At 69.5% G+C, this 14588-nt stretch carries 10 protein-coding genes; 1 reads left to right on the top strand and 9 read right to left on the bottom strand.

The features are described from left to right. Positions 1-27: 27 nt before the first annotated feature. The 3 genes from KEG38_RS22280 to KEG38_RS22270 all read right to left on the bottom strand — a co-directional run bounded on the left by KEG38_RS22280 (position 28) and on the right by KEG38_RS22270 (position 4802). Complete coding sequence (locus KEG38_RS22280; RefSeq protein ID WP_272421712.1) at positions 28-1455, bottom strand: zinc ribbon domain-containing protein; 1428 nt, start codon at positions 1453-1455, stop codon at positions 28-30. Next, on the bottom strand, positions 1452-3275 hold the full coding sequence (locus tag KEG38_RS22275) for a WD40 repeat domain-containing protein (RefSeq protein WP_272421711.1): 1824 nt from the start codon (positions 3273-3275) through the stop codon (positions 1452-1454). The genes KEG38_RS22280 and KEG38_RS22275 overlap by 4 nt, the downstream gene beginning before the upstream one ends. A 66-nt stretch (positions 3276-3341) precedes the next feature. Then, positions 3342-4802 carry a glycogen synthase gene (locus tag KEG38_RS22270; protein WP_272421710.1) on the bottom strand — a complete coding sequence of 487 codons (1461 nt, stop codon included), beginning with the start codon at positions 4800-4802 and terminating at the stop codon, positions 3342-3344. A gap of 116 nt (positions 4803-4918) precedes the next feature. On the opposite strand from KEG38_RS22270, the gene KEG38_RS22265 reads away from it, so the two are divergent. Beyond that, positions 4919-6028, top strand: a complete 1110-nt coding sequence (locus tag KEG38_RS22265) for an RluA family pseudouridine synthase (protein ID WP_272421709.1) — start codon at positions 4919-4921, stop codon at positions 6026-6028. Here KEG38_RS22265 and KEG38_RS22260 read toward each other — a convergent pair. From KEG38_RS22260 to clpX, 6 genes are all read right to left on the bottom strand, one after another. Continuing rightward, complete coding sequence (locus tag KEG38_RS22260; protein ID WP_272421708.1) at positions 6022-6735, bottom strand: hypothetical protein; 714 nt, start codon at positions 6733-6735, stop codon at positions 6022-6024. The two genes, KEG38_RS22265 and KEG38_RS22260, sit on opposite strands and share 7 nt — an antisense overlap. Positions 6736-6769: 34 nt before the next feature. After that, on the bottom strand, positions 6770-7075 hold the full coding sequence (locus tag KEG38_RS22255; protein WP_272421707.1) for a ribbon-helix-helix domain-containing protein: 306 nt from the start codon (positions 7073-7075) through the stop codon (positions 6770-6772). Positions 7076-7086: 11 nt separating this feature from the next. After that, on the bottom strand, positions 7087-8463 hold the full coding sequence (locus KEG38_RS22250) for a ParA family protein (protein ID WP_272421705.1): 1377 nt from the start codon (positions 8461-8463) through the stop codon (positions 7087-7089). Between the two features lie 218 nt (positions 8464-8681). Further along, entirely contained in the window at positions 8682-10259 is a 1578-nt protein-coding gene (gene purH, locus KEG38_RS22245) for a bifunctional phosphoribosylaminoimidazolecarboxamide formyltransferase/IMP cyclohydrolase (protein WP_272421703.1), read from the bottom strand. Between the two features lie 79 nt (positions 10260-10338). Next, positions 10339-12831 carry an endopeptidase La gene (lon, locus tag KEG38_RS22240; RefSeq protein ID WP_272421701.1) on the bottom strand — a complete coding sequence of 831 codons (2493 nt, stop codon included), beginning with the start codon at positions 12829-12831 and terminating at the stop codon, positions 10339-10341. Positions 12832-12960: 129 nt separating this feature from the next. Next, a complete protein-coding gene (gene clpX, locus KEG38_RS22235) occupies positions 12961-14217 on the bottom strand; it encodes an ATP-dependent Clp protease ATP-binding subunit ClpX (RefSeq protein ID WP_271924572.1) in 1257 nt (418 codons plus the stop codon). Positions 14218-14588 lie beyond the last annotated feature (371 nt).

Raw genomic sequence — 14588 nt, 5'->3', positions numbered from 1 at the left:
AAAAATCGGCGCGACGGGGCCCCAATCTCAGGGGCGCCGGAGCACCGTCACGACACGCGCCGACGCCGCCGCCACGAGCGCGAGGCGACCCCTGGGCGCCACAGAGACCACGTGCGATCCCTCCCCCGTTTGCAGCGTCGAAACGATACGCAGCGGCTCGCCCCCGAGCGCGACCGTGGTCGCGCCCTTGCCACGAGGCCCACCGCCGAGCGCGACGAGGATCGTCCGGCCCTCCGGCGAAAGCACAGCCGAGGAAGGAACACCGCCGAGCGCGACCGTAGCGAGGACCTCGCGGCGTTCGAGGGACACGAGCGTCGCCTCGCCCGCCGCGCCAATGACGACGGCCCGATCGCCGGGCCACGGGAATGCCGCGATCGGCTGCGGCCCCGCAGGCGCGAGGCGCGGCTCGGCCCCCACGGAAAAACCCATGACCTTGGCCGTCGCCCGATCAAAGAGGAGCGCACGCTCGGAGGAGGCCGCCGGAGGGACCGTCGACGCGCGCGGTTCGAGGAGCGAGGACCACGCAGCACGCGCACCACCGAAGGGTTTTGCCGCGGGATCGAGCACGATCACGGATCCCGGCTCGGTGGGCGCGCGCCCGTCGAGGAGCACGAGCAGCCGAGCGCCAGCCGAAGAAGGCAGGGGCGCGACACCGCGAATCGGGGTCGGGAAGAGGATCTCGCCGTCGGCTGTGAGCTCGGGGCCCGCGAGGCGGACGACGCGGCTTCCTTGCGAGGTCGCGACGACGACGACGGGCGGATCGCCGCTCGCCGCAACGTCGAGCGCGCCCTTCACGTCGACCTTCTTCAGATAGGCCGCAGGCGCCGCGCCCGAGAGCCACGACGCCGTGTTCACGACCGGCAGGCCCGTGGAGACGCCGAGCACGGCGAGCCGGCCCGCAGGGAGCCGCCGGAGGCCCGTGCCCTTGCCCGGGAGGCGCGCGCGGGCCTTCTCGGCGCCGGAATCGAGCGCGTGCGCCCGGAGCGTGCCGTCCTCGCAGAGCACGAAGAACATCGCCTCGTCGTCCGCGACGGTGAGGTCGATCGGGGGCGCGTCGAGGCGGATCGTCGTGGCCACGGCAAACGCCGCGGGCGCTTCGGCCGCGGGAGGCGGCGTGTCCGCGGTCGGGGCGGTCGAGGCCGACGCTGAAGAGAGGGCGCTCGCGGAGGCCGCCGGGGGCAGCGCCGCGGACGAGGTGGGGAGCGCAGGCGGAGGCGTCGTGGCGGGTGGGCGTTTGCCGCCGAGGCGGCCTTGCGAGGCGAGGACGGCCGCGCCGCCGGCGAGCATGCCGAAGCCGCCGAGGCCCGCCGCGAGGAGCACGAGCCCGAGCGCGCCGAATTGCACGCGGCTGCCCGCGAGCTTGGGCGAGCTCACCCACGCGCGGCACGAGGGGCATTTCGTCGCGCCCGGCCGGATCGTGAGGGTTCCGCATCTGGGGCACTTGGTCTTGCTCACCGGAGCACCCACACGCGGCGCGCACGGGCCGAAAACGCCGTCGCGCTTTCCGCGTCTTTGCCGAATCGGACGCTCGTGACCTCGTCGGTGACGTCGACACGCACGGGCTCGCCGGTCGCGAGATCGACGACGTACACGCCGGGCGAAGGCGCGCCCGTGACGACGAGCGCCTGATCCCCCGAGGGCGAGACTTCGAGCGCCGTCACGGGGCTGCCGAGCTCGAGTCGCGTGTCCTGCGTGAGCGTGGCCGGCGCATGCAACGAGAGCGCGCGGCCCGCCCTGCAGCCAACGACGAGCGTGCGAGGGGCGGCCCGGACGAACGCGGGATCCGTGCAGGTGTCGCGGGAAAGATTGGGCGGCGCGAGCAGGCCTTTTCCTTCGAGCGTGACGCGGACGATGCGCGAGGAGCCGAGCGCGACGAAGGCAAACCCCGATTGGACGGCGACGGCCGCAACGGGATCACCGAGCGAGAGGTGACGCACGAGCTGCGCGCTCGGCGGGGTGAGCGGCGCGAAGACCTCGATGGCATCAGGATAGGCGCGCGGGCGTGGATCGGCGACGCTCGCGACGGCCCAGGTGCCTTCGGCGTCGATCGCGGCGGCGCTCGGAATGGCGCCTCCAAAGCGGAAACGCGCGATCTCGACGTGGTGCTCGGTGCCGACGACGAGGACGCTGCGATCGACGGCGGAAGGAAAGATCGCGAGGCCAGCCGATGCCGCGGCGGCGCCCGGGAGGAGCTGGGTGCGAGGCTCGATCCAGCGAAGGACGCGGAGCGTGTCGGGTTCGAGCGCGCCGATGCGGGTTTGGCCGAGCGCATAAAGAGCGCCGCCGACACGCTCGATCACGCGCGCCGATTGCGCCTCGCGCGAGCTCGTCATGACCACGCCGCTCCGCGGATCGACGACGTCGAGCGCGACACGACGCGCGACGGCGACGTGGCCTTGCGGAAGGAGGATCGCGGCTTCTGCGTCGGCCGCGACGTCGATCTTCGCCGCGACCTTGCCTTCGAGCCGCTTCGCTGCGGCAGGCGCAGAATCGGCAAGCGCGTTTGCCGCAGGATCGGCCGGCGCGCTCGTCGCGGCGGACGCGCTCGATCCCGGCGATGCCGATGCGCCGGGCGAAGGCGCGGCGTTCGCCGAAGGAATCTCGACCCCCGCGCCGCGCCCGTCCCCGCGCACGGAAAGCGCGCCTCCGAGCAGCGGCGCGAGCACCAGCGCGAGCCCGATGCCCACGAGGCCCACCACGCGCGAAAGACCGAGCCGCGGCTTTGCGATGCCCACGAACTCGCCGCACATGAGGCAGCTCGTGCTGCCGACCATGACGGGTTCCAGGCAATACGGGCACGTGAACGTGGACATCGGGCGCTTGCGAATCGCAGTCGCGCCCTCGAGCGCCGCTGGAAACACGGCCGTGCCGCGAATCCAGCCGGGGACGCTGACGAGCGAGACGCCCGAGGAGATCGGGATGCGGCCGGTCATGAGGCCCCGCACCACGAATGCGCCCGTCACGGGACCCATGACGCCGTCGGTGTCCTCGACGAACCAGAGGAGCTTGTCCCGCGCCTGCGGATCGAGCTTGGCGAGGTCGCGCGGCAACGCCTCGGCGACCACGCCCTCGGGCGCATCGGGCGGGCTCGGCGACGGGAAAAGGTCCGAGATCGGATCCCACGCCGCGCCGGGGAGAAACCGCTTGCACCCTTCCATGCGGAAAAGCGGGTCCTTGAGCGTTCCCCCGCCGATCTCGCGACGGACCGCCTCCAGCCGCATGGGTCCGCGGATGTTGCCCTGCTCGGAGACGAGGAATTCGACGTTCTGGGACACAAGCGCCCAAAAGGGCGCATGCACTGTACTACGAAGCGTCCGTCCGCCGCATCTTCTCGGCGAAAACTACGCCATGCGCTTCGTGACAGCCGAGCGATAAACGTGCACGTAGCGGCGCGCCGGTCGATCCCAGCCGAGGTCGAGCCGCATCACGCGGCGCCGAAGCGCGGGCCACCGGGGCGAGGTCATGGCCGCGAGCGCGCGCTGCACCGCACCGACGAGGTGCGTCGAGGTCGGTTTGTCGTACAGGAACCCGGTGCCGGTCTCGAGCGCCGCGTCGCAATCGACGATCGTGTCGATGAGGCCGCCGGTCCGGTAGGCGACCGGCAACGCGCCATAACGCTGCGCGTAGAGCTGCACGAGGCCGCAGGGCTCGTACCGCGACGGGACGACGACGATGTCCGCGGCGGCATAGAGGCGGTGCACGAGAGGCTCGGCGGCGTCGCCGAGGAAACGCGCGCGCTCGGGCGCCTTTCCGACGGCGGCTTCGAGCTTCGTGACGATCGCGCGATCCCCCGCGCCCGCCACGACCACGCTCGCGTCGCTCTTCAGGATCTTGGGCAGCGAGGTGGCGAGCAAATCGCCGCCCTTCTGCGTGGAGATGCGGCCGACGGAGACCACGAGCGGACGCTCGATGTCGATCGGGAGCCCGAGCTCGGCGAGGAGCGCGCTCTTGCAGCGCGACTTGTTCGTCGTGTCCTCGGCGTCGTACCGCGCAGGCAACGCCGGATCCGTCATCGGGTTGTACACGGCGTAATCGATGCCGTTCACGATGCCGACGATCTCGTTCTCCTTCGCCCGCGCCGCGAGCACGCCGTCGAGGCGCTCGCCGTGGTCGGGCGTGAGGATCTCGCGGGCATACGTCGGCGACACCGTGGTGATGGCGTCGGCGGCGAGCAGGCCCGCCTTGAGGAAGCTCACCTTGCCGTAAAACTCGAGCAGCGAAGGCTGGAAGTGCTGGTCGCCGAGGCCGATGACGCGGAGCGCTTCACGCGGGAAGAGGCCCTGGCGCGCGAGGTCGTGGAGCGTGAGCACCGCGGCAGGGCGCGCGTCGCCTTCGCGGTCGCGCAGGAGGTACGGGACGAGCGCCGACGGCCAGTCGTGCGCGTGCACGACCTCGAACGGCGTGCCCGCGAGCGCGCGCTGGCGGACGAGCTCGACGACGGAGAGCGCAAACACGCCGTACCGTCGCGCGGCGGCGAGATCCCCTTCGTCCTCGTCAGCGAGGCGCGACGGGCCCTCGCTGAAGAGACCCGGGACGTCGAAGAGCACGAGCTCCACGCCCGATCCGAGCCGCCCGTCGAAGACCGTGACCTCCACGCGCTCGCCGCCGATGGTCAGGACGAGCGGGGTCAGCCTGCGCGCGATCATGACGCCGGAGGCTTCGATCCCAGGGTAACGCGGCAGCGCGAGGGTGACCTTGTGCCCGAGGAGCCGGAGCGCCTTCGAGAGCGACGCGACGACGTCGGCGAGGCCGGTGACCTTCACCATCGGCGCGATCTCGGAAGCGACGAAGAGGATGTCCATGCGCGGGCGGGTGTAGCACGACTCGCGGCCGCGACGTAGAGCGAGCATGCACCGATGGGGCCGACCGACGAACGCGGGCGGTAGCCCCGAACGGCAGGCAGGCTAGGATGGCGAGCATGACGCGCATCAGCGCGCACGAGCTCGGCTCGACGGATGGCCCTTTCGGGCGAGGGATGAAGGTCGTACGCCCGGACGAGGTGCCCGAGGGGTCCGTCGTCTCCATCCTCCGCGTGCCCCCGGAGGCGAAGGGCATGCGGCTCGACCGGTTCGTGCAATCGCAGCTCAAGCGGACGAGCCGTACCCGCGCCCAGAAGATCATCGCGCACGGCGCCTACGCCCCGGATGCGCGCCGCCTGCGCGGCAACGACCGCGTGCAAGCCGAGCAGCTCATCCTGCTCTGGCGTCCGCCCTGGGACGAGAAGGCACCCGACGTCACGCTGCGCATCCTGCACGAGGACGCCCACCTGCTCGCAGTGGACAAACCCGCCGGAATCCCGGTACATCCGACGGCGCGGTACCACCAGAGCACGGTCGTGAAGCTCCTTGAGAACGCCCGCGACGGCGAGCGGCTCATGCTCTCGCACCGTCTCGATCGGGAGACGAGCGGCGTCCTCCTGCTGGCGCGGACGAGCGAGGCGGACCGTCACGTAAAATGGCAGTTCGCCCGCGGCGCGACGCGGCCCGGCGCAGAAGAGCGCAGCGTGCACAAGGAGTACCTGGCGATCACCTGGGGCGCGGACGAGGCGGACGCGTTCCGTGTCGAGGCGCCGCTCGAGCTCGATCCGACGAGCCGTTACGGCGTGAAGATGCGCGTCGCCCGGCCCGGCGAGGGTCTACCCTCGGCCACGCGTTGCGCCGTGATCGGAAGGCGGAGAAACCCCGCGACGGGAAAGATCTACGCGCTCGTGCGGTGCACGCTGGAGACGGGACGGCAGCACCAGATCCGCGTGCACCTCGCGTCACGCGGGACGCCGGTCGTCGGGGACAAACTGTACGGCCCGGACGACGAGCTCTTCGGTCGCGGGGCGGACGGTCTGCTCACGGACGAGGACCGTGCGCTCCTGGAGATCGATCGGCACGCGCTGCACGCGGCGGTGCTGGAGCTCGATCATCCGGCGGAAGAGGGGCGCAGGCTCCGCGTGGAGGCACCGCTGCCCCCGGATCTCGAAGCCTTCTGGGCGAGCCTGGAAGAGGCCGCGCCCGCGCCTGCTCCGACGGTTCAGTAAAGCGGGATCTGATCCCCCGACGAAGGCCGAGACGCCGGAGGAAGCCCGCCGCCGCGACGCCGACCCACAGCACCGAGCGCTCCGCCGAACGTCGCCGCGAGCAGCGTGATCACGGCGCCCGCGAAGGTGAGCCACGCGGCCCGGACGAGCTCGCCCTGGTTGAGCCGGAAGGACGGGCCGAACGGCTCGGTCGTCCGCTGCGCGAACATGAACGCCGGCTCGAAGCCAGTCGGCCGCCCGAACTCCTGCGTCTCGAAAAACGGAGGCGCCCCGTTTCCCACGACGAACACGAGCAGCGCGAGCGAGACGGCCCAGGTGAGCACGCCCGCGAGCGCGCCGTCCCACCGACGAATCGCGCCGCCGAGCTTGGCCGCCGCGTAGCTGCCGACGAAGAGGGCGACGAGCGAGGCGAAGGCCATCCACAAAGCCATGCCTGCCCCGAGGCGCTCGATCGACGCGCGGCCGCCTGAATCGAGGACGCTCACGCCGGTCGCGAACCCGAGCAGCCCGAGGAGCACGAGCGTGCCGAGCGCGAGGAAGAGCCCGGCGAGCACGGAGCTCCACCGGATGCGCGAGAGGTCACGCTCCTCGAAGGCGTCGAGCATCTTCCGCACGCCGGACGGCGGCATTTGCTCGTCGATCGTTGGCGTCGCAGGGACCTCGCCGAGATCCCTCGGAGGTGGCTTGATGGGCGCGTTCGACATCATCTCGGCGCCGTGCAAGCGCCGAGCCGCGGACGGATCAGATGCCCTTCGGCACCTTCTCCAGATCAACCTGCTCGAGCGCGTGACGGATGAGCGCGCTGCGGCTCGCCTTGGTCAAGCCGCGCGCCTTCAAGGCCTCGACCATCTCGTCGAGACGCTCGAGGTCGTCCGTGTACATCGAGATGCAGATGACCTTGTAATGCGTCGGGCGCTCCGGGGCGGGCTTCTGCGCCCGCGCCGGCTTACCCGCGGGCGTGTAGAACGCCCCGGAGAGGACCCCTTCGACCTCGTCGCGATCGAGGAGCGCGTGCGCGGCCTCGGAGAATTCGCCCTCGTGCTTCATCGTCCCTTCTCCTAAGCGGTCGCTGCGGCAGTGCGCGCGGGCTTCGCGTCCTTCGTGTCCTTCGCGCCCTTCGCCGCGCCCTCGCGGCTCTGGATGATGCGGTCCACGACGACGCCGTAGTCCTCCGCGGCGGGCGTGCCGGCGGCGTACTCGAAGATCGTCTGCCCCTGCGCCGGCGCTTCCTTCACCTTGATCGCGGCGCGCACCGGCGGGAGGCACCGGTCGCCGAAGTGTTGCTTCAACGTGGTGACGGCCTCGCGGCAGATCTTCGCGCGCGCGTCGAAGAACGTGGGGAGCACGCCCCAGATCTGCACCGGGTGATGCAGGAGCGCGTTCACGTTCTTCACGGTCTTGATGACCTGACGCACGCCGACGAGCGAGAGGTAGTCGCAAGCAACGGGCACGAGCACGCTGTCGGCGAAGACGAGCGCGTTCTGGTTCATCAAGGACAGGCTCGGCGAGCAGTCGAGCACCACGTAGTCGTAGCCCGTGGCGGCGGCGCTCAGGCGCTCGCAGAGCACGCGGTCGCGGTTCTGGCGGCCCGCGAGGTAGAGCTCGGCGGCGGCCAGCGTCTCGTTGGAGCCCAAAAGGTCCAGGTTCGGACGAACGACGCGCGTCGCGTCCGCGACCCGCAGGCCCATCACGAGAACGTGGTAGAGCGAGCGCTCGACGTTCGCGCCGAGCGAGACCGACACGTTGCCCTGCGCGTCCGTATCGACGAGCAGGACCTTCTTGCCGCGCGACGCGAGGCCGGCCGCGATGCTCACGGCCGTCGTCGTCTTGCCCGTGCCGCCCTTGTGGTTGAACACGGCGAGGTAACGCGGCACGGACGCGTCCGCGGCCTGCTCCTTCGGCGCCTCGGGCGCGGCCGGCGACGCCTGCGAGGCCTGCGCCCCCGGAGCCGTCCGCTTGTTCGCGACCTGCGGCACCACGGGCACGGCCACGGCCGGCGAGGTCGACGAGGACGCACGCTTCGTGGGCGTCGCGGAGCTCGAAGGGCCCGCCGCGCGCGTCGCCACGGCCCGCGGCACGGACTGCGGCGGCGGCGAGGGCGCGACGGCCTGCGGCGTGACCTCGGCGGCGATCTCGCCGAGCCGTACGCCGCTCGCCTCTCGCTGGAGCTGCGTCCGGCAGGGCATCGAGCACGCGTAGGTGCGACGCCCGTTCAGGTACATCACCTGGGACGCGAGCTCGGGCTGGAACCGCTTCGCGCAGGCGTCACACGTGGCGAGCTTGTCGCCCTGCCCTTCGCCGCCGAGCTGGCTCTTCTCCAGGCACTTCTGGGAGCAGTAGAACGAGAACCCGCCGTCCCGCTCTTCCATCTGGTAGCGGAACTGGACGTCGAACTCCGACCCGCAAACGCTGCACGACTCCCTGATCCCGGCCACCGCCATGCTCCTTGAAGCTCGCCGCGGCGCCCCGCCGCGACGCTGTAAGCCACCAACAGCACAGCTAGATCGGGGTGGCCAAATTTTTTGTGTGCGTTTTTTTGCCTAGATCCGTGAGGCTGGATCCATCGGCGGTATGGAAGGACCCCGCGAGGGGCTGAGACCGGGCGTTTGGCGGGGCGCGCGGGGGCGCGGCGGCGAGGCGGAAAAGGCCGCGATCAGTGCCGGAAATGCCGGACGCCCGTGAAGATCATCGCAGCGCCGGCCTTGTCCGCGGCCGCGATCACGTCGGCGTCCTTCACGCTCCCGCCCGGCTGCACGAAGGCCGTGACGCCGTGCTCAAGGGCGAGCTCGACGCCGTCCGGGAACGGGAAAAACGCATCCGAGGCGAGCACGGCGCCGCGGGCCTCGGCCTCGGCCTTGCGGCACGCGATGCGCACGCTCTCGACGCGCGACATCTGCCCCGCGCCCACGCCGACCGTACGGCCCTCCTTGGCGAGCACGATCGCGTTCGACTTCACGTGCTTGCAGACCTTCCACGCAAGGTCGAGCGCGGCGAGCTCCTCCGGCGTCGGCGCGCGCTTCGTGACGACCCGCGCCTTCTCGACCTCGCCACGCGCGGTCGCGTCGCGCCCCTGCACGACGAGGCCGCCGCCCACGCGCTTCCAGGTGAGCTCGTCGAGCTCGGCCGGCAGGAGCGTACGCGTGGCGAGGAGGCGCAGGTTCTTCTTCGCGCGAAGGACCGGGAGCGCGTCGTCCGCGAACGAAGGCGCGACGACGCACTCGAGGAAGGTTTCGGCGAGCGCCTCGGCCGTCGCGCGATCGACGGGGCGGTTCAGCGCGACGATCCCACCGAAAGCGCTCAGCGCGTCGGCGTCGCGCGCGAGCCGGTACGCGCGCTCGAGCGCGTCGGCCACGGCCACGCCCGAGGGGTTCGCATGCTTCACGACGACGGCCGCGGGCCGCTCGTGCTCGCGCACCGCTTCGAGTGCAGCGTCGACGTCGACGAGGTTGTTGAACGAGAGCTCCTTGCCGCCGGCGCCGAGCGAGTCGGCGAGCGAGAGCGAGCCCTCGGGCGCGCTCCGCTCGCGGTAGAACGCGCCCGACTGATGCGGGTTCTCGCCGTACCTGAGGCCGTACGCCCGTTCGAACGTGAGCGTCAGATACCGCGGATACGCCTCGCGCTTCGGGGGCGCCTTCTCCTCGGCCGGATCCGGATCCCCGAGCGACGACAGGTACGCCGACACCGCGCCGTCGTACGCGGCCGTGTGCGCGAACGCCTTCGCTGCGAGCTTGCGGCGCGTCGCGGACGACACCTCGCCGCTCGCCTCGATCTCGGCGAGCACGGCCTCGTAATCGGACGGATCACACACGACGGCGACGCGCCCGTGGTTCTTCGCGGCGCTGCGCACCATCGCGGGCCCGCCGATGTCGATCTGCTCGATCACCTCGGCGAGCAGCACGCCCGGCTTCGCGACCGTTTGCGTGAAGGGATAGAGGTTCACGGCGACGAGGTCGATCGGCGCGCCGCCGAGGCGCTCGAGGTCGGCCTGGTCGATGTCGCCGCGCATGAGGATGCCGCCGTGCACGCGCGGGTGAAGCGTCTTCACGCGCCCGCCCATCACCTCGGGCGAGCCCGTGAAGGACTCCACGCTGGTGACGGCCAGCCCCGCGTCTGCGAGCGCTTTGAGCGTGCCGCCGGTCGAGAGGATCTCCACGCCTCGCGCCGCGAGCGCGCGCGCGAACGGTAGGAGTCCCGCCTTGTCGTAGACCGAGATGAGGGCTCGTCGGATCATGGCGGCGAGCGACTAGCGCGCCGCCGCGATCCTTGCCAGCAGGGAGATGAGAGGAAACGAGGAGGGGGGACGCTCTCGCCTACGCGCCAGGCTGTTCGGCAGGCGAATCAGCCGGGAGGGACGGCATGGACGGAGCCGACGATCCGTTCGGCGTGACGAGCTCGCCGTCGCGGTACTCCAGGCGGGCGTGCGGCGGGCCGAACGTCGCCTCGGGGTCCTTCACGATGAGCGCCTCGCGCAGGACGTCGTCGACATGCTCGACGAGCACGAGCCGGAGCGCGCGGAGCACGCGGCGCGGGACGTCGCGCAGATCCTTGCGGTTCTCCTTGGGCAGGACGACGGTCGAGATGCCGCTCCGGTGCGCCGCGAGCAGCTTCTCCTTGAGCCCGCCGATCGCGAGCACGCGGCCCCGCAGCGTGACCTCGCCCGTCATGGCGAGGTCCTGACGAACGGGGACCTTCATGAGCGCGCTGCACACGGCCGTCACCATCGTCACGCCCGCGCTCGGACCATCCTTGCGCACGAAGTCGGGGAAGTGCACGTGCACGTCCGCCTTCTGGTACGCGTCGCCCGACAGCCCGAGCCGCTCGAGGTGCGAGCGCACGTAGCTCATCGCGGCCTGCGCGCTCTCCTCCATGCCCTTCTCGATCAGACCCGTCACCACGAGCTTGCCCTTGCCCGGCAGGACCACGGCCTCGGCGGGCAGGAGATCGCCGCCGACGCTGGTCACCGCGAGGCCGTTCACGAGGCCGACCTCGTCCTTCTCGGCGCGACGACCGAGCCGGTACTTGGGCACGCCGAGGAACTTCGGGATGCTCTTCGCGCTGATCTCGATGGGTTTGTCCTTCCCCTCGTTCACCACCTTGCGCGCGACCTTGCGGCAGACGCTGGCGATCTCGCGCTCGAGGGAGCGCACGCCGCTCTCCTTCGTGTAGTGGTGGATGATGGTGCGGACCGCGCCCTCGCTGAAGTTCATGTTCACGTCCTCGAGCCCGCACTCCTTGCGCTGGCGCGGCACGAGGTACTTCAGCGAGATGTTGAGCTTCTCGAACTCGGTGTAGCCGGAGAGCTGGATGATCTCCATGCGGTCCTGCAGCGGCACCGGGATGCCGCCGAGGGTGTTCGCCGTCGTGATGAACATCACGTCGGAGAGGTCGTAATCGAGGTCGAGGTAGTGATCGTTGAACGCGTGGTTCTGCTCGGGATCGAGAACCTCGAGCAGCGCCGCCGCGGGGTCGCCGCGGAAGTCGGTCGACATCTTGTCGACCTCGTCGAGCAGGAAGACGGGGTTGTTCGTCCCGGCCTTCTTGAGGCTCTGGATGAGCTTGCCCGGCAGCGCCCCGATGTACGTGCGGCGGTGGCCGCGAATCTCGGCCTCGTCGCGGACGCCGCCGAGCGAGAGGCGGACGAACCTGCGCCCTGTGGCGCGCGCGATGCTCTTCGCGAGGCTCGTCTTGCCGACGCCGGGAGGACCAACGAAGCAGAGCACCGGGCCCTTGAGCTTCTTCGTGAGCGCCTGGACCGCGAGGTACTCGAGGATGCGCTCCTTGATCTTGCGCAGCCCGTAATGGTCCTCGTCGAGGATCTTCTCGGCCTCCGTGAGGTCGAAGCGCTCCTCGCTCTTCTCGTACCAGGGCAGGTCGAGGATCCAGTCGATGTAGTTGCGCACGACGGTCGCTTCCGCGCTCGTCGGGTGCATCATTTTGAGCTTCTTCAGCTCTTTCTTGACCTTCGCGGTGGCCTCTTTGCTCATCCGCTTGGTCTTCAAAGCTTCTTCGATCTCTTGGATCTCGTTCTTGAACTCGTCGCGCTCGCCGCCACCCAGCTCCTTCTGGATGGCCTGCATCTGCTCGTTCAGGTAGTACTCCTTCTGCGTCTTCTCCATCTGCTTCTTGACGCGGGAGCGGATCTTCTTCTCTACCTGAAGGATCTCGATCTCGGCCTGCATCAGCTCGATGAGGCGCTCGAGCCGCTGCTTCGGATCGTCCGTCTCGAGCAGGCTCTGGCGATCGGCGAGCTTGATGGTCGGCAGGTTCGCGACGATGGCATCGGCGAGCCGCGAGGCGTCGTCGATGGCCTGCACGGCCATCAGGACCTCGGGCTGGATCTTCTTGTTGAGCTTTACGTAGACCTCGAAGGTGCTCTGCACGCTTCGCATGAGCGCCTCGACCTCGACGCTCGACGCGGCCTTCTCGGGGATCTCCTCGTACTCGACGAGGAAGAAGGCGTCCGACTGGACGAACTTCTTGATCTTCGCCCGGCGTTTGCCCTCGATGAGCACCTTCACCGTCCCGTCGGGCAGGCGGAGGAGCTGCATGATCACGCCGACGGAGCCGACGGCGAAGATGTCCTCGGCCGTCGGGTCGTTCGTCTTGGCGTTGCGTTGCGCCGCGAGGAAGATCTCCTTGCCTCGGTTCATCGCCTCGTCGAGCGCGGCGATCGAGCGCTCGCGGCCGACGAAGAGCTGCGAGACCATGTAAGGAAAGACGATGATGTCCCTGAGCGGCAGGAGGGGTGCGACCCCGCGCTCCGGGGCGGACTTGCCGCGATCACTGTCGTTCTTGAAGAACATCCGACGTCTTTCTCGCCCCGGCGCGCGGGCCGGGGCAAACGGGCCTACGGGTGATCGCTCGCTCGTGAAGATGAGCGAGACGACGCGAGGAAGAGGAAATGGAGTGGGGGAGGACGTCCTCCCCCGGCGCTAAGCGAGCTCCGCTTCTTTCTGGTAAACGATCAGCGGGGCTTCGTGCTTGAGGATGACGTCCTCGCTGACGACGACCTCCTTCACGCCCGCGCGCGAGGGGACGTCGTACATGATGTCGAGCATCGCCGCCTCGAGGATGGCCCGGAGGCCACGCGCGCCGCTGTTGCGGTCGAGCGCCTGCCGCGCGACCGCGGTGAGCGCGCCCTTCGTGAACTTGAGCTTCACGCCGTCCATCTCGAGCAGCTTCTGGTACTGCTTCACGAGGCTGTTCTTCGGCTTCGTGAGGATGTCGATCAGCGCGTCCTCGTTCAGCTCGTGCAGCGTCGCGATGATGGGCAAACGGCCGATGAACTCCGGGATCAGGCCGAACTTGAGGAGATCTTCGGGCTGAACCTGCGAGAGCAGGTCGCCGAGCTTGAACTCCTTCTTCGACCTGATCTCGGCGCCGAACCCGAGCGTGTTCTGTCCGACGCGGCGCTGGATGATCTGATCGAGGCCGACGAACGCGCCGCCGCAGATGAACAGGATGTTCGTCGTGTCCACCTGCAGGAAATCCTGCTGCGGATGCTTGCGGCCGCCCTTCGGAGGCACGTTCGCGATCGTGCCCTCGATGATCTTCAGGAGCGCCTGCTGCACGCCCTCGCCCGAGACGTCGCGCGTGATGCTCGGGTTGTCGCTCTTCCGGCTGATCTTGTCGATCTCGTCGATGTAGACGATGCCGCGCTGCGCGCGCTCGACGTCGTGATCGGCGTTCTGGAGGAGCTGGACGATGATGTTCTCGACGTCCTCACCGACGTAGCCCGCCTCGGTCAACGTCGTGGCGTCGGCGATCGCGAAGGGCACGTTGATGATCTTCGCGAGCGTCTGCGCGAGCAGCGTCTTGCCGGAGCCGGTCGGGCCGAGCAAAAGGATGTTCGACTTCTGCAGCTCGACGTCGTCCGAGTGCACCCGGCTGTCGATGCGCTTGTAGTGGTTGTGCACCGCGACCGAGAGGACCTTCTTCGCTCGGTGCTGCCCGACCACGTACTCGTCGAGGATGGCCTTGATGTCGGCCGGCTTGGGGATCGGGGCAGAGCCGGCGTACGGCTCGTCCTTCTCGACCTCCTCGGCAATGATGTCGTTGCAGAGCCCGATGCACTCGTCGCAGATGTACACCGTCGGCCCAGCGATGAGCTTCTTCACCTCCTTCTGCGATTTGCCGCAGAAGGAGCAGCTCAGATTGCCGTTCGAGTGATCGTCCCGCCTTCGCTCCACTTCGCCTCTCGCCTCTCTCGCCTCGCCGTGGCCCCGGTACTTTCGCACCTCGGGCCCTTTTCATTCGAGCATGCCCGGTGTCCGCAGCGGCGTTCACCGAGGCGCGCTCGACGACGAAAACGATGCTGAAAATCCGCGTTTTTCCAGCGTATCGCCGTGAGCGGATTCTAGTCCCCTACCCTGTGACCCGCAAGTTAACGCTCGTGCTTCGCGCGCTCGGTCGCCGCCCGTCCCTACGGCTCCGGGCGGTGCGACGCGTGCATTTCATGCACCTCGGGGCGCATTCATCGGACCGCAAGTGCCATCCGCGGCACAAGAAGACGAGTACGGACGGATTGGTTTCGTCCAAGGCGTGTCCCCATCCACGCGGC

This window comes from Polyangium jinanense (genome assembly GCF_028435265.1).
In the GTDB taxonomy this organism is placed as follows: domain Bacteria; phylum Myxococcota_A; class Polyangia; order Polyangiales; family Polyangiaceae; genus Polyangium; species Polyangium jinanense.
Note: the sequence above shows the minus strand (reverse complement) of the source record. Positions and strands in the feature narration are given on the sequence as shown.

Bases quoted from the DNA above. Each gene is read 5' to 3' on its own strand.
- KEG38_RS22265 (WP_272421709.1), top strand. From the start codon at position 4,919: ATGACGCGCATCAGCGCGCACGAGCTCGGCTCGACGGATGGCCCTTTC.
- KEG38_RS22270 (WP_272421710.1), bottom strand. From the start codon at position 4,802: ATGGACATCCTCTTCGTCGCTTCCGAGATCGCGCCGATGGTGAAGGTC.
- purH (WP_272421703.1), bottom strand. From the start codon at position 10,259: ATGATCCGACGAGCCCTCATCTCGGTCTACGACAAGGCGGGACTCCTA.
- KEG38_RS22255 (WP_272421707.1), bottom strand. From the start codon at position 7,075: ATGAAGCACGAGGGCGAATTCTCCGAGGCCGCGCACGCGCTCCTCGAT.
- KEG38_RS22260 (WP_272421708.1), bottom strand. From the start codon at position 6,735: ATGATGTCGAACGCGCCCATCAAGCCACCTCCGAGGGATCTCGGCGAG.
- lon (WP_272421701.1), bottom strand. From the start codon at position 12,831: ATGTTCTTCAAGAACGACAGTGATCGCGGCAAGTCCGCCCCGGAGCGC.